Origin of the sequence: Pelomonas candidula (assembly GCF_043555985.1) — a bacterium.
Taxonomy (GTDB): Bacteria; Pseudomonadota; Gammaproteobacteria; order Burkholderiales; family Burkholderiaceae_C; genus Pelomonas; species Pelomonas candidula.
Genome location: NZ_JBIGIC010000002.1, coordinates 311,238 through 325,245, shown reverse-complemented (window position 1 = coordinate 325,245; position 14,008 = coordinate 311,238). Strand labels below are relative to the sequence as shown.

Below are 14,008 nucleotides of genomic sequence, written 5' to 3'. Positions count from 1 at the left end.
GCGGCGAACTGAGCGAGGGGTCAGCGCTTGATCGCAGCCATCACCTGATCGAACGTGCCGCCATCGGCGAAGTGCTGCTTGCTGACCTTGGCCCAGCCGCCCAGCGTCTGGTCGACGGTGAACAGCTTGATGTTGGCGAAGCGCTGCGCGTGCTTCTTGAAGACGGCCGGGTCGCGCGGGCGGAAGTTGTTCTTCGCAATGATTTCCTGTGCCTCGGGGCTCCAGTGGAAGTCCAGGTAGGCCTTGGCCAGTGCGGCCGTGCCCTTCCTGGCGGCGACCTTGTCGACGATGGCGACCGGCGCATCGGTCTCGATGGAGACGCTGGGGTTGACCTGCTCGAACTGGCCGCGGCCGAACTCGTTCTCGATCAGCTCGACCTCGGCTTCGAACGTGACCAGCACGTCGCCGATGCCGCGTTGTGTGAACGTCGTTGTGGCGCCGCGGCCGCCGCCGTCCAGCACGGGAACGTTGGCGAAGACCTTGGTCACGAAGTCCTTGGCCTGGGCTTCGCTGCCGCCGTTGGCGACGACGCTGCCCCAGGCGGCCAGGTAACCATAGCGGCCGTTGCCGGTGACCTTGGGGTTGGGGATGATGACCTGCACGCCGGGTCGGGCCAGGTCGGCCCATTCCTTGATGCCCTTGGGGTTGCCCTTGCGGACGAGGAAGGTCATCGTCGACGAGTAGGGGGCGGCATGGTTGGGGAAGCGGTTGCGCCAGTCGGCAGGCGTGAGGCCGGCGCTGGCGAGCTGGTCCACGTCGGTGGCCTGGTTCATCGTCACGACATCGGCTTCCAGCCCGCTGATGACCGCGCCGATCTGCTTGCTGGAGCCGCCATGGCTCTGGTTGACGGTCACGTTCACGCCCTTGGCCTTCTGCGCGGCGACGAAGGCGGGGTTGATCTGCTTGTAGAGCTCGCGGGCCACGTCGTAGGAGACGTTCAGCAGCGTCGGGTCGGCGGCGAACGCGGGCAGCGTGGCAGCCGAGGCGATCAAGGCCAGGACGGTACGGCGAGAGGGCAGGAAGGAGGGCATGGCATGGCCGGGCTATGAACGAAGCCGAGAGGGTGCCCGAAGTTGCTTATGCGAGGAACGACAGTTTCCTTATTTCCTTATTCGATCCGCACCATTGCGTGGCATGGCGCTTGCTGCCGCATGAGCGGGCACCAGCACGGCGCAGGCCTGCTTGCCGTGTCCACCTGTTTCCCAACCCCTGCCGGAGCCGACATGAGCCGCCTCGAAGTCACCGAAAAAATCATCGCCACCAAGGTGGCCAAGGGCCTGAAATGGGCCGACGTTGCGAAGGCCGTGGGCCTCAGCAAGGAGTGGGTCACCGCCGGCTGCCTGGGTCAGATGACCTTCAACGACGCCCAGGCGGCCACGCTGGCCGGGCTGTTCGACCTGACCGAAGCCGAGACGCAATGGCTCAAAGTGGTGCCTTACAAGGGCAGCCTCCCCACCTCGGTGCCGACGGACCCGCTGATCTACCGCTTCTACGAGCTGATCAGCGTCTATGGCACGACGTTCAAGGAACTGATCCACGAGGAGTTCGGCGACGGCATCATGAGCGCCATCGACTTCAAGATGGACCTGCAGCGCGAGCCCAACCCAGCGGGGGACCGCGTCAGCATCGTCATGAGCGGCAAGTTCCTGCCGTACAAGACCTACTGAGCCGGTTCGGGTTCGTGCAGCTGCGATAGCCGTGCTTGCGCAGATGCAAAGCCGCGCCCCGGGGGCTTGGCTGTACATTGCCGCCCGCATTCACCAGGGCGCCGCAGCGCGGGAAACGAACATGAGCACGGAACACGACACCACGGGCAGCAGCAATCCGCAGGACATCTCGGCCCGCTTCACCGCCGCCCGCGCTGCCGGCCAGTCGCTCCAGGCCTACCCCGGCATGCCGCCCACGACGCTGGACCAGGCCTACGCCATCCAGGCCGCGGCCGTCGCCCGCTGGCCTGACGCCGTGGCCGGCTGGAAGGTCGCCCGCGTGAACCCGGCCTTCGCCGCGCAGTTCCCCGAGGAGCGCCTCATCGGCCCCGCCTTCGCGGCCAACATCCATCGCGTGGCGGCTGGCGAGGCCGCACGGTGCCCCGTGTTCGACGGCGGCTTCGCGGCCGTCGAGGCCGAGGTGGTCATCGTCGTCGCCGAGGACGCGCCCGCCGGCAAGGCCGACTGGACGGCCGACACGGTGCTGCCCTTCGTCAAGTCCATGCACATCGGCGTGGAAGTGGCCAGCAGCCCGCTCGCCACGCTGAACGACATCGGTCCCGGCGCGATCATCTCCGACTTCGGCAACAACTGGGGCGTCGTCGTCGGCCCGGAGATCGTGAACTGGCGCGAGCTGGAGACGATAGCCGTCGAGACCTTCATCGACGGCCAGTCGGTGGGCACCGGCAAGGTCGCCATCAAGCCCGGCCCGCTGGGCGCGCTGGCCTTCACGCTGAACAAGCGCGCGCTGCAGGGCACGATCCTGCGCGCGGGCGACGTCATCTCCACCGGCATGATCACCGGCGTGCACGACATCCGCATCGGCCAGCAGTCGCGGCATGTGTTCGCGGGTGTGGGCGAGGTGGCGGTGCAGATCACCAAGGCGGCCGGGCGGTGAGCCGTATCCCGCCGCCCAAGGTCGCACCGGTCGTCGTCGATGGCATTCGCTACGCCCAGATGGCTGGCGATCTGGCGGCAGACGGTCAGATGGGCGGCATGCTCGCCGCGTTCGGCGCCGGCGGCGAGGTGCTGTGGACGCTGAAGGTCTACGACAACCGTCGGCTCATCACCAACCTCGAAGGCGATGTGCAGGACGTCTTCTTCCGCTCGATGTCCGTCGACCCGGATAGACGGCTGCGCATCATCAACGAGAGCGGCGGCATTTTCCTTGTCGACCTGCAGACGCGCAGCGTGACGGCGGCCGGGGAAGTCAGGCGGGTGCACCCTGACGGGCTGCAGTTCATGCCCGAACCGCCAGCATGACCGCGTAAGCCTTGAACACCGCCGTCGCCGGTTGCCCCACGGCCAGCCCCAGGCCGTCCACCGCATCGTTGGTGACGCTGGCCGTCACTATCGTGCCGCCCGGCAGCGTCAGCCCGATGAGCGACGACACTGCGCCGCGGTCCACGCGGGAGATCGTGCCGGCCAGCTGATTGCGGGCCGACAGCCGGTAGCCGCCGAAGTCCGTCACCAGCACCACCTCGCTGGACTTCACGAGCGCCAGCGCTTCCTTGCCGGTCTGCACCTTCAGCTCCTGCGCGGCCTGTGTCGTCAGCGATGCAGTGACCTCCTGGCCACCGTCCAGCGCGATGCGCACCGTCGTCGTGGCAGGCCCCGGGTTCACGCCGGCGATGCGGCCGAAGAACTGGTTGCGGGCGGTGGTCTTCATGCTCATCCTTTTCAGCAGCGCATCCAGCGCCGGTTGGGTGGCCAGCCAGGCGGCCTGATCGTGCAGGAAGGCCGTGTGCCGGGCCTGCAGCTCGCGCCATGCGGCCAGCAGTGCGTGGCCCTCGGCCGTCAGCGTCGTGCCGCCGCCGCCCGCGCCGCCGGTGGCCTTGTCGACCAGCGGCGCGTGGGTCAGCGCGGTCGCGGCGTCCAGCACCAGCCAGGCGCCCTTGTAGCTGTAGCCGGCGGCCTTGGCTGCCTTCTGCAGCGAGCCGGTCAGCGCCAGCGCGGCCAGCAGGTCGAAGAAGCGGCCATCCAGCCGGCCGGCCAGGCGCAGCTCGCCCTGCAGCAGCGGGTGGTCGCCCGTGCTCATGGCGCAGCTTCCAGTGCTGCGCGCAGCCCGGGGTCATCGGCCTTAAGGCTGCTCTGGACGCCGCCGCCGTCAAGCAGAAAGACCTCGTCGGCGAGCGCGATGACATCCTCGGGGTCGTGGCTGACGATGACGGCAGGGATGCCCAGGCGCTGGCGCAGGTCGCGCAGCTCGGCGCGCAGTTGCCGGCGCAGCGTGGTGTGCAGCGCGGCGAAAGGCTCGTCCAGCAGCAGTACTTGCGGGTTGCAGGCCAGCGCGCGGGCCAGCGCCACGCGCTGCTGCTGGCCGCCGGACAACGTCGCCGGGCGGCTGCGGGCCATCGCCGTCAGGCCGAAGGACTCGATCAGCTCGTCCACGCGCGTGGCGTCGTCGGCCTTCAGCCGCTTGCGCCAGCTTGTCAGCCCGAAGGCGACGTTGTCGCGCACGCTGAGGTGCGGGAACAGCGCGTAGTGCTGGAACAGATAGCCCACGCGGCGGGCCTCGGGCGGCAGGTCGATGTTGGCCGCGGTGTCCAGCAGCGCGCGGCCATTCAGCTTCACGTGCCCGGCCCGCACGGGCAGCAGCCCGGCCATGGCCTGCAGCGTCAGTGACTTGCCGGCACCCGACGGGCCGTACAGCGCGACGAAGGGCGCGTCGGTCGCGAAGGCAATGTCGAGGTCGAAGCGGCGGCGCTTGTCGCTGACCGAGAGCTGGAGCGAGACGTCGATCAAGGCTTGCCGAAGCCGTAGCGCGCCAGGACGGCCTGCGCCTCGGCGCCGCCGAGGAAGGTGACGAAGTCGCGCGCCAGCGCGGCCTGCCTGCTGTCCGCGACGACAGCGACGGGGTAGGTGACCGGTGCATGCCCGCCCACCGTCATCGCGATGGCGACCTTGCCCCTGGCCAGCTCGGCATCGGTGCGGTAGACGAAGCCGGCCTCGACCTCGCCGCGGGCCACGTAGTCCAGCACCTGGCGCACGTTGTCTGCGAACACGAGCTTGGGGCTCAGTGCGGACCACAGCTGCGCGCTGCCCAGCGCCTGCTGCGTGTAGCGGCCCACCGGTACCGAGGCGACCTTGCCGACGGCGATGCGCTTCACCTCGGGCTTCTTCAGGTCGATCAGCGTGGCGATGGCCGGTGCGCCTTGGGCCGGCGTGACCAGCACCAGCGTGTTGGCGGCGAAGTCGCGCCGCGTGTCGACGGCGATGACCTTCTGATCCACGCCGCGGTTCATGGTCTCCTGGTCGGCGCTGGCGAACACGTCCACCGGTGCGCCCTGCGCGATCTGCTGCAGCAGCACGCCCGAAGCGGCGAAGTTGAAGCGCAGCGTGGCGCCCGGCCGGGCAGCCTCGAACTTCGGCGCGATCTCCTTGAACGCGTCCGTCAGGCTGGCGGCGGCCGAGACGGTGAGTTGCTGGGCGGACGCCAGCAAGGGGAGGGCGAGGGACAGCGACAGCAGCAGGCGTTTCATGACGGCGAACGTTGGAGGAATCGGTTGGACAGGACGAGGACGGACACCGACACGGCGGACACGATGAGGGCAAGCAGCAGCGCCAGGTCGTCGCGGCCGGCCTGCACGGCGTCGTAGATGGCCATGGACGCGGTCTGCGTTTGGCCGGGGATGGAGCCGGCCACCATCAGCGAGGCGCCGAACTCGCCCATCGCGCGGGCGAAGGCCAGCAGCGTGCCGGCCAGGATGCCGGGCCAGGCCAGCGGCAGCGTCACGCGCACGAAGGTGCTCCAGGGCGACTGACGCAGCGTGCGCGCGGCAGCCTCCAGGTTGCGGTCCACCTGCGCGAAGGCGCTGCTGGCACCCTTGAGCACCAGCGGCAGCGCCACCAGCGTGGACGCGATGACGGCGCCGTGCCAGTTGAAGATGACCGTGTAGTCGAAGTGCTCGCGCAGCCAGCCACCCAGCGCGCCGTGTCGCCCCATCAGCACCAGGATGCCGTAGCCCAGCACCGTGGGCGGCAGCACCAGCGGCAGCATGCAGACCGCCTCCAGCACGCCGCGGCCAGGCAGCTTCGTGCGTGCGAACAGCCAGCCCAGCGCCACGCCCAGCGCCAGCGCCAGCAGCGTGGCGACGACGGCCACCCGCAGCGTCAGCGCGAGCGGCGCGGCGTCGAACTGGGTCCAGAGGTCGGTGGGCATGGGTCGTAATGTAATCAAGTACATCGCGATGGACTTGACCCAGCGCGGGACGCGCGGCGGCACTATGCTGGCCGGCACAACGCCATGGACCTGCTGACCGACCTCTTCTCCCACTACGGCCTCGTCGCCGTTGCGCTGGCTGTGCTGCTGGAGCAGCTGGGCGCGCCGCTGCCGTCCACGCCCGTGCTGCTGCTGGCAGGCGTGGCGTCCGCCGAGCGCGACGGCTTCGCGGTGCAGTCTTTTCTTGTCGCGACGCTGGCCGCGCTGCTCGCCAACGGCCTGTGGTTCTGGGCCGGCCGGCGGCTGGGGCGGCGCGTGCTGGCCACGCTGTGCCGCATCTCCATCTCGCCGGACAGCTGCGTGCGCCAGAACGAGGCCAGCTTCGCCCGTCGCGGCGTGCTGACGCTGGTCATCGCCAAGTTCGTGCCGGGGCTGTCCATCCTGGCGCCGCCGCTGGCCGGGGCGCTGGGCATGCCGGCGCGGCGCTTCCTGGGCTGGAACCTGCTCGGCTCGGCGCTGTGGGCCGGTGTGTCGGTCGCCGCGGGCCGCGTGTTCCACGCGCAGATCGACGCGCTGTTGAACGTGCTCAGCCGTCTCGGCAGTCTCGCGCTGGCCGGTGCCGGCATCGTGGTGCTGGTGTACCTGGGCTGGCGGCTGTGGCGGCGGGCGCTGGTGCGGCGCGAGCTGACGCGCTTCGAGCGGCTGGGCCCGGCCGAGGCGCTGGCGCTGCGCGACGGGCGGGGCGACATCGTCTTCGTCGACGTGCGGGCCTGCTCGCCCGAGATGCCGCTGGCCAGCCGCATCCCCGGTGCGCGTCATCTCGACCTCGGTGCATTGGGCGACACGGCGCTGGCCGGCTGGCCGCCGGCGGGCGAGTTCATCACCTACTGCGCCTGCCCCAACGACGCCTCGGCCGTGCGCGCCGCGCAGTGGCTCAAGGCACAAGGCCGCCAGGCGCGCGTGCTGCGCGGTGGCATCGAGGCCTGGACACAGGCGGGGCTGGCGCTGGAAAACAGCTGAGCGCGGTGCCGATTCGTGCAGGAAGTCGCGAACCGCGGCGGTGGCGGGGTGTGTTGGATACGCGTTTACCCTAAACTAGGGTTTACCCGATAAGAGCGGGGCCACAAGCCCCATCCAACACCATGAGCCTGATCGAGAACCTCTTCCGCTCCCTGCGCAACGTGCTGACGCCCGAGACCCTCGAGGACGTCGAGGAGCGCTACCTGTCCGACGCCATCGACCACGCCGACCTGGAGCGCCGCATCGCGATCCAGTCGCGCGCCTATTCGTCGATGACGCCGCTGAACATCGGCCGCTGAGCGGCCCGCGCGTTTCCCGCGCACCACTGGCGGCCCCGTGAGGGGCCGTTTGCTATTGGGAAGGCGCCTGCGTCGGCGCCGTCACGCCGATCAATCGAGTGAATGGGTGACTCACGCCTGAGCAGGCGGGCCGACGCAGAAGCTTCCCTCAGGGCGCGCAGCCCCGCCCGCCGGATCAGCCGAACCGGAAGCTCGATGCCGTGATGCCGCCCAGGTAGTCGGCCTCGTGATAGCTGCATTGCCCTGCATCGCCCTCGGCGGCACCGGCGGCAACCATCAACGGCAGCAGGTGCTCCTCGCGCGCATGGGCCTGCCGGGCGGCCGGCGCCTGCTCCCAGGCCTGCAGCCGCTCGGCGCGGCCGTCGGGGGCGGGCAGCGCGGCCTGCAGCCAGGCGTCGAAGGCGACGGACGGTGCCGTGCCGGCGCCGTTGAACATCAGCCGCAGGTTGTGAAAGCTGAAGCCGCTGCCGAGGATGAGCACGCCCTCGTCGCGCAGCGGCGCCAGTGCGCGGCCCAGCGCCAGGTGGTTGGCCGGGTTCAGGCCGCGCTTGAGCGACAGCTGCACCACCGGCACGTCGGCGTCCGGGTACATGGGCACCAGCGTGCAGAACGCGCCGTGGTCGAAGCCGCGTTGCGCGTCCCGCGCCGCGGGCAGGCCGGCGGCCTCGATCAACGCGACGACGCGCTCGGCCAGCGCCGGGTCGCCCGGCGCGGGGTAGACCACCTCGTAGGTGTGCGGCGGGAAGCCGCCGTAGTCGTACAGCATGCCCGGCGCGGGCGAGGTCATCACTGTGAAGGCGGTTTCCTCCCAGTGCGCCGAGATCATCAGGATGGCTTTCGGCTTCTCGGGCAGCGTGGCCGGGAGCGCCTGCAGCGAGGCCTCCAGCTTCGCGTGAGCCTGGCGGTAGTCGCCATCCATGAACGGCCAGGGGCCGCCGCCGTGGGAGAGGAAGAAGGTGGGCTGTCTCATGATGGCTGCCAGTGTGGACCGGTGTCGCCCGCCCGGGGTTCAAACCGCTCGGCGGCACCGATCAAAGCCGCTGAACGGCCTCCCCGATAATCCGCGCCCCATGTCCCAGCCCACGCCGCTTCCCGAAACCGACGACGCCCTGCGCGTCGAGGACTACTTCCGCGACGGCAGCGTCCCCGAAGAGGCGCTGCTGTGGTGGCAGCTGGAGCGCCAGGAGGCGCTGCTGGCCGCCCAGCGGGCGCTGTTCGGCGGCCCGGCGCCGCTGGTAAGGCTGCGGGTCTGGGTGTTCTTCGAGCTGATGGCGCTGCGCGAGTCGCGCCTGACGCGCGAGGCGCTGAACCAGGCCTTCCACGTGCTGCGCGACGAGGCGCTGGACAACGTGCTCAAGCGCCTGCGCGAGGCCGACCTGCTGGCCTGGGATGCCACCGCGCAGACTTACGCCGTCACGCCGCTAGCCCAGCAGCTCGTGGGCATCCTGCAGCCGCTGACGCAGGAGCAGGCGCCCGACGGCGACCTGGCCTCGCTGCTGGCCGGCGTGGCCGGTGCGCATCAACTGGGCACCTTGCAGCCGGCCCAGCTGCAGCATCTGCTGGCCCAGCTGTCCCGCCTGTACGACGAGTTCGCCGACGCCATCGCCAGCGGCAGCGAATTCGCGCTGCGCCGCGCGCGCACCCGTTTCGAGAAGGCGCTGACGCTGGTGGACCGTGCCGGCGAGGCGCTGGGCGCCATCATTGCGCAGGCCGAATCGGCCGGCGAGGCCCGCCTGGAGCGCCTGGCCCGCGAGCTGGGCCTGGCCCAGGCGCGGCTGCTGGCGATGGCCAGCCAGTTCAACCGTGCGTTGCAGCAGGCCGACCGCCAGCGCGTGACGCTGGGCTCCACCGGCATCACGACGACCGACGTGCGCCGCTGGCTGCAGAGCCAGGGCGACCTTGCCACGCTGCTGAACGGTGCCTGGGAGCGGCCCGTGCACCCGGTGCTGGTCGCGCAGCGAGACCTCGTCGACACGGCCGAGGCCGAGTTCGAGCGCGACCGCCCGAAGCCTTCCGAAGCCGCCGCGCTGCCGCAAGGCCAGGCCGCGCCGACCGGCGAGCTGGCCGTCATGCAGCTGCCGCCCGACATGGACCAGATGCAGGCGCTGCTGGCCGCCTGGTCCGCCGAACCCATCGAACGCGATCTGACGCCGGCCATCCTCGGCGGCAGCTATGCCCGCGCCGCTTACCGCGCGCAGCTGCTGCCGCTGCTGGGCGACGCGCAGGCCCGCCACCTGAAGGGCGCCACCGGCGACATGGCCCGCCAGCCGTGGTCGGTGCGCTGGTCCGCCGAACAAGGCCCCGTGGATGACGAGTTCGTCAAATGGATGAGCCGCGGCGTCCTCACACCCGATACCTCTTCTTCATGAGCCCACTCGACGACTCCCAGCAACTCGCCGCGCAACTGCTGGCCCGCCGCTGGCTGCCGCGCAGCCACCCCCTCGTGAAGCGCGCGCTGATCGACACCGAGCTGTGGAACCAGCTCGGCGCGCGCCTGGCCGGCGTGGGCCTGCAACTGGTGGACAACGTGCACGCCGACCACATCGCCGTGGCGCTGCTGCGCCCTGCCGAGAGCGCCGTGTTCGGCGAGACGGGCCTGGCTGCCAACAACAACCTCGACATCCCGCGCGACGGCGTGGCGCTGCTGGTCATCCTGTGGTCGCTGATCGTGTTGCCCAAGCGCCAGCGCCAGGTCGCGCGCAGCGACGCCATTCACGCCGGCCAGGGTGAGTTCTTCGCCACCGACAAGCCCATGCCACAGGCCGCCAGCGTGGCGCCGCTGATCAGCTACCGCAGCCTGCTGGCCGACTTCGGCGACCAGCTCGGCAAGAAGCTGCGGCTGGACACCAACCTCAAGCTGCTGGAGCGCCACGGCTTCATCACGCGCCGCGGCGAGGACATTGCCGAAGGCCCGCTGCTGGACCTGCTGATCGACTACGACCTGCTGGCGCCGCGCATCCTCGACGGCGCGCTGGGCGACGTGCTGGCCCGCGCTGGTCATCCCGTGTCGCGCCCCGAAGAGGCCGAACAACAAGACATTGACGACTGATGTTCCACCTGCAATCGCTTGAACTGCTGCACTGGGACTACTGCCAGCGCGTCACGCTGCCGCTGGACGGCGCCATCATCACCATCGCCGGCCCCAACGGCTCGGGCAAGACCACGCTGCTGGACGCGATGCGCACGCTGCTGGGCCTCGAATGCTCGGGCGGCCGGACGTACAAGACCTACGCCCGCCACGCCAACGCCGAGACGGCCTGGCTGCGCGCGCTGGTGGACAACCGCCCGCGCTCGCGCCAGAACAGCAGCCGGCCGTTCGCATCGTCGCTGCTGTACGCCGACCAGGTGACGCTGGCCTGCCGCATCGAGCGCCACGGCGGCGACTGGGTGCGCCGCTACGTCATCCTCGACGGCGTGCACGAGATCGAGCAGCTCGCCGAGAAGGGCGACCGCGACTGGCTGGGCATCGAGGCCTGGAAGAAGCGGCTCGAAGCGGCCGGTCTGACGCGCGCCATCGGCCGTGTGCTGGCGCTGGAGCAGGGCCAGACCGACCGGCTGTGCGAGCTGTCACCTAAGGAGTTGCTGCGCCTCGTGTTCGAGGTGTTCGGCGACCAGGAAGTGCTGGATCGCTACGAGCAGGCGCGCAGCCACCAGCAGCAGCTGGGCAAGGAAGTGGAGCAGGCCGGCGCCGAGCTGGCGCACACGCAGGCGCAGCTCAGCGACCTGGCCAACCGCGTCAACAGCCACCGCCAGTACCAGCTCAAGATCCAGGAGCGCGAGCGCCTGGCCACCGAGGTGCTGCCCGTGCTGCGCTGGAGCGAGGCCCGCGAGCGCATCACCCGCGATGCGCGCGAGCTGCACCGCCAGCGCCTGTTCGCGTCGGGCGACGTGAAGGCGCTGAGCGAGAAGCGCGCCGCGCTGCACAGCCTGTTCACGGCGCAGGAGGCGGCCAAGGGGCGGCTGAAGGCGTTGGAAGGCGAACGGCGTGATGCCCGCACCGCGTTCGATGCCGCCCGTGAGGCCGAGCGGCCCGCTGAAGCGCTGGTCAAGCGCGAGGACGAGCTGAAGGCGCTGGCCGACGTGGAGGCCGACGCCGCCGCGCTGACGGTCAAGCTGCAGGAGCTGGCCACCGAGCGCGACCGCCTGCGCGCCGACTACACGCGCGCCAGCGACAAGGCTTCGCGCGCGCAGACGCAGCTCGGCGAGCTGAGCGGCAAGCGCCTGCCGCCGCCGCCGCCCGAGGTCGCGCCGATGAAGCGCGCGCTGGACGACGCGGGCATCGCCCACTACCTCGTGGCCGATTCCATCGACATCGCCGACGAGACCTGGCGCGCCGCCGCCGAAGGCCTGCTGCGCCCGTCGCGCTGGGTCGTCGTGCTGAAGCACCGCAGCGACGAGAGCCGCGCCTTCGACATCGCCGCCAAGCAGCGCTACCGCCACTACGTCGTGGCCGACACCTCGCCCGTCACGCAGGCGCCCGCCGGCTCGCTGCTGGCTGCGCTGAACGTCAGCGCGCCGCTGCCGTCGTGGCTGGCGCGCCAGCTGGGAGGCATCCGCTGCGTCATGTCGACGGAAGAGGGCGCCCAGGTCGGTGGCGAATGGATCACCACCGACGCCTACTACCGCGACGCCCGTGGCGGCCGCAGCGTGTTCGTCGAGCCGCGCGACCACCAGTTCGGCGCGTCGGCCGTCGATTCGCGCCGCGGTGCGCTGGAAAGCGAGCTGGCACGCTGGGACGGCGAACTGAGCCGCATCGCCAAGGCCCAGGCCGAGGTCGAGCGCCAGTTCAAGGATGTGCAGCGCGCGGCCGTGGGCCACAAGGCGGCGCAGGAGCTGAGCGAACGCGCGGACGAGTTCGCGGAAGCGCGTGCGCGCCTGCCGGTGCTGCGCCAGGCGCGTGCCGAGGCCGCCTCGCGCATGAGCGCGCTCGACAGCGAGCACGACCGCGTCGTGCGCGAATCCACGCGCAGCGAGCAGGCTTACGAAGGCGCGCAGATCGCGCTGAAGGACGGCGAGGGCTCGGCAGCCAGCCGCCTGCGCGACCACGAAGCCAAGCGTGAGGCGCTGCGCAAGGCGTCTCAAGAGTCACGCAAGCAGAAAGCCCAGTTCCCGCCGGCTTGGGTCACGCCCGCGGCACTGGCCGCCGTGCGCGACGAGTTCGAGAACGCGCGCCAGGCCGAGATCCGCGCCCATCACGTGGACCAGGAACTGGAAGGCGGCCACTGGGAGGTGGACGCCAGCGTCGTCGAACGCCACGCCCGCATGGCCGCGCAGGTGAATGAGCAGGACAGCCAGCTCAGCGACCGCCGCGCCAGCAACGAGCTGGCCCGCATCGCGGCCTTCAACGCCCGCGAGCGCTACATCGACGTGCTGCGTGCCACCGTGCGCCGCTACAAGAAGAATGTCGCCGAGCTGGGCGAGCTGGCCGGCACGACGGCCGAAGCCATCCTGCCGCACCTGGACAACGACGACACCGTGCTCGCCCAGGCCGGCCTGCAGGTCAAGTTCAACTTCGACGGCAAGGGCGAGGTGGGCCTGAACGACGGCGAGGCCTCGGGCGGCCAGCAGGTGCTGAAGAGCCTGATCCTGCTCGTCGGCCTGATGAAGGACGACGAGACGCCGGGCGGCTTCGTCTTCATCGACGAGCCCTTTGCCCACCTGGACGTGCGCAACATCCAGCTCGTCGGCCACTTCCTGCGCAGCACGCGCGCGCAGTACCTGCTGACGACACCGATCACACACAACGTCGAGGTCTTCGAGCCCAGCGAGATCACGCTGGTGACCAGCAAGAAGCCGCGCGGCGAACGTTGGGCGCCGCCCATTGCGGTGCTGGCGCGGCGGCCCGAAGTCTCGGTTTATGAATGACTGGGACCTGCCGTCGCCGTTCACGCTGGCGCTGACGCCGGCGGCCGAACACATCGACGGGCTGGGCCACACCAACAACGCTGTCTATGTGCAGTGGTGCGAGCAGGCGGGCTGGGCGCACTCCGAGGCGCTGGGCCTGAGCCTGTCCGACTACCGCCGGCTGGACCGCGCGATGGCCATCCGAGAAGGCCATTACGACTACCTGCTGCCGTCGTTCGAGGGTGAGGCGCTGGTGCTGGGCACGTGGCTGACCGCCAGCGACGGCAAGCTGACGATGGAGCGGCGCTTCCAGCTGCGCCGCGCGAGCAACGGCGTCACGCTGGTGCGGGGCCGCTGGTTGCTGGTCTGCATCGAGATCAGCAGCGGCAAACCGAAGCGCATGCCCGCGGAGTTCCTGGTGGGCTACGAGGCGGCTGTCGTCACCACAGGCTAGGGGTACGGCCGCACGCTGGAGAGCGGCGCGAAGTCGAGCTTGTGGCGGTTGGCGTCCCACTGCAGCGGGCGCCAGCAGGCCTGCATGGCGCTGCGCGGCGTGTCCTCCGTGACCTTCTGTCCGCAGAGCGGCCCGCCGACGGCGAGCCAGAGCTTGCCCTGTTCCACGCGCATGCCCTGCGCGCCATGCTCGAAGGCACTGGCCGCGCTGCCGTCGGCGGTGGTGATGAAGACTTCAACCGAGCCGTCGCCACCGGCACCCACGGACAAAGAGGCGGCGCCTTCGCAGTCGAAGGCTGCGGTGTGGATGACGTAGTCGTTGCGACCGTCCCCGTTCAGATCCACCGTGCTGACCAGACCTGGCGAGGCGCCCGGCTTGCCGCCAGCACTCCGGCACTCGGCATTCATGGTTTTGACGACCTCGCGCACCGCGGCAGGAAGCGGTGGGGCGGCGAGTGCCTTCGACGACAGGGCCAGTGCGGCCAGCAAGGCAGGGATGAGACGCATGGCCGCGAGTCTAGGCG

16 protein-coding genes are annotated in these 14,008 nt (G+C 70.3%); 9 read left to right on the top strand and 7 right to left on the bottom strand.

The window, feature by feature from the left end; all coding sequences use genetic code 11:
• Positions 1 to 20 precede the first annotated feature (20 nt).
• Positions 21 to 1,031 carry a sulfate ABC transporter substrate-binding protein gene (locus ACG04R_RS05035; RefSeq protein WP_394406892.1) on the bottom strand — a complete coding sequence of 337 codons (1,011 nt, stop codon included), beginning with the start codon at positions 1,029 to 1,031 and terminating at the stop codon, positions 21 to 23.
• A gap of 192 nt (positions 1,032 to 1,223) precedes the next feature.
• Between ACG04R_RS05035 and cynS the strand changes: the two genes are divergently transcribed.
• The 3 genes from cynS (at position 1,224) to ACG04R_RS05020 (ending at position 2,969) form a co-directional block, all read left to right on the top strand.
• The gene (gene cynS, locus ACG04R_RS05030) at positions 1,224 to 1,667 is read left to right on the top strand and encodes a cyanase (protein ID WP_394406890.1); all 444 of its coding nucleotides are present in this window, start codon (positions 1,224 to 1,226) and stop codon (positions 1,665 to 1,667) included.
• A gap of 121 nt (positions 1,668 to 1,788) precedes the next feature.
• The gene (locus ACG04R_RS05025) at positions 1,789 to 2,604 is read left to right on the top strand and encodes a hypothetical protein (protein ID WP_394406888.1); all 816 of its coding nucleotides are present in this window, start codon (positions 1,789 to 1,791) and stop codon (positions 2,602 to 2,604) included.
• The gene (locus tag ACG04R_RS05020; protein WP_394406886.1) at positions 2,601 to 2,969 is read left to right on the top strand and encodes a hypothetical protein; all 369 of its coding nucleotides are present in this window, start codon (positions 2,601 to 2,603) and stop codon (positions 2,967 to 2,969) included. Before ACG04R_RS05025 ends, ACG04R_RS05020 begins: the two co-directional genes overlap by 4 nt.
• Here the strand turns inward: ACG04R_RS05020 and ACG04R_RS05015 are convergent.
• From ACG04R_RS05015 to modB, 4 genes are read right to left on the bottom strand one after another with little or no spacing between them, the layout of a single operon-like run.
• Positions 2,947 to 3,744: a TOBE domain-containing protein gene (locus ACG04R_RS05015; protein ID WP_394406885.1), complete on the bottom strand. Its 798-nt coding sequence runs from the start codon at positions 3,742 to 3,744 to the stop codon at positions 2,947 to 2,949. The two genes, ACG04R_RS05020 and ACG04R_RS05015, sit on opposite strands and share 23 nt — an antisense overlap.
• Positions 3,741 to 4,451: an ABC transporter ATP-binding protein gene (locus ACG04R_RS05010; RefSeq protein WP_394406884.1), complete on the bottom strand. Its 711-nt coding sequence runs from the start codon at positions 4,449 to 4,451 to the stop codon at positions 3,741 to 3,743. Before ACG04R_RS05010 ends, ACG04R_RS05015 begins: the two co-directional genes overlap by 4 nt.
• Positions 4,448 to 5,188: a molybdate ABC transporter substrate-binding protein gene (modA, locus tag ACG04R_RS05005; protein WP_394406883.1), complete on the bottom strand. Its 741-nt coding sequence runs from the start codon at positions 5,186 to 5,188 to the stop codon at positions 4,448 to 4,450. The genes ACG04R_RS05010 and modA overlap by 4 nt, the downstream gene beginning before the upstream one ends.
• Positions 5,185 to 5,868 carry a molybdate ABC transporter permease subunit gene (gene modB / locus ACG04R_RS05000; protein ID WP_394406881.1) on the bottom strand — a complete coding sequence of 228 codons (684 nt, stop codon included), beginning with the start codon at positions 5,866 to 5,868 and terminating at the stop codon, positions 5,185 to 5,187. The genes modA and modB overlap by 4 nt, the downstream gene beginning before the upstream one ends.
• Before the next feature lie 84 nt (positions 5,869 to 5,952).
• Between modB and ACG04R_RS04995 the strand changes: the two genes are divergently transcribed.
• Entirely contained in the window at positions 5,953 to 6,888 is a 936-nt protein-coding gene (locus ACG04R_RS04995) for a VTT domain-containing protein (RefSeq protein ID WP_394406879.1), read from the top strand.
• Between the two features lie 122 nt (positions 6,889 to 7,010).
• Entirely contained in the window at positions 7,011 to 7,187 is a 177-nt protein-coding gene (locus ACG04R_RS04990) for a hypothetical protein (protein WP_394406877.1), read from the top strand.
• A 175-nt stretch (positions 7,188 to 7,362) separates the two neighbouring features.
• On the opposite strand, the gene ACG04R_RS04985 is transcribed toward ACG04R_RS04990, so the two are convergent.
• Positions 7,363 to 8,157: a DODA-type extradiol aromatic ring-opening family dioxygenase gene (locus ACG04R_RS04985; protein WP_394406875.1), complete on the bottom strand. Its 795-nt coding sequence runs from the start codon at positions 8,155 to 8,157 to the stop codon at positions 7,363 to 7,365.
• 100 nt (positions 8,158 to 8,257) lie between these two features.
• Here ACG04R_RS04985 and ACG04R_RS04980 point away from each other — a divergent pair, with 100 nt between their 5' ends.
• From ACG04R_RS04980 to ACG04R_RS04965, 4 genes are read left to right on the top strand one after another with little or no spacing between them, the layout of a single operon-like run.
• Positions 8,258 to 9,556 (top strand): hypothetical protein, encoded by a 1,299-nt coding sequence (locus ACG04R_RS04980; protein ID WP_394406874.1) that lies wholly within the window; start codon positions 8,258 to 8,260, stop codon positions 9,554 to 9,556.
• Entirely contained in the window at positions 9,553 to 10,236 is a 684-nt protein-coding gene (locus ACG04R_RS04975) for a hypothetical protein (protein WP_394406872.1), read from the top strand. The genes ACG04R_RS04980 and ACG04R_RS04975 overlap by 4 nt, the downstream gene beginning before the upstream one ends.
• The gene (locus ACG04R_RS04970; protein WP_394406870.1) at positions 10,236 to 13,052 is read left to right on the top strand and encodes an ATP-binding protein; all 2,817 of its coding nucleotides are present in this window, start codon (positions 10,236 to 10,238) and stop codon (positions 13,050 to 13,052) included. The genes ACG04R_RS04975 and ACG04R_RS04970 overlap by 1 nt, the downstream gene beginning before the upstream one ends.
• The gene (locus ACG04R_RS04965) at positions 13,045 to 13,485 is read left to right on the top strand and encodes an acyl-CoA thioesterase (RefSeq protein ID WP_394406868.1); all 441 of its coding nucleotides are present in this window, start codon (positions 13,045 to 13,047) and stop codon (positions 13,483 to 13,485) included. The genes ACG04R_RS04970 and ACG04R_RS04965 overlap by 8 nt, the downstream gene beginning before the upstream one ends.
• Here ACG04R_RS04965 and ACG04R_RS04960 read toward each other — a convergent pair.
• Positions 13,482 to 13,991, bottom strand: coding sequence for a hypothetical protein (locus ACG04R_RS04960; RefSeq protein ID WP_394406866.1), 510 nt, complete (start codon positions 13,989 to 13,991; stop codon positions 13,482 to 13,484). The two genes, ACG04R_RS04965 and ACG04R_RS04960, sit on opposite strands and share 4 nt — an antisense overlap.
• Positions 13,992 to 14,008 lie beyond the last annotated feature (17 nt).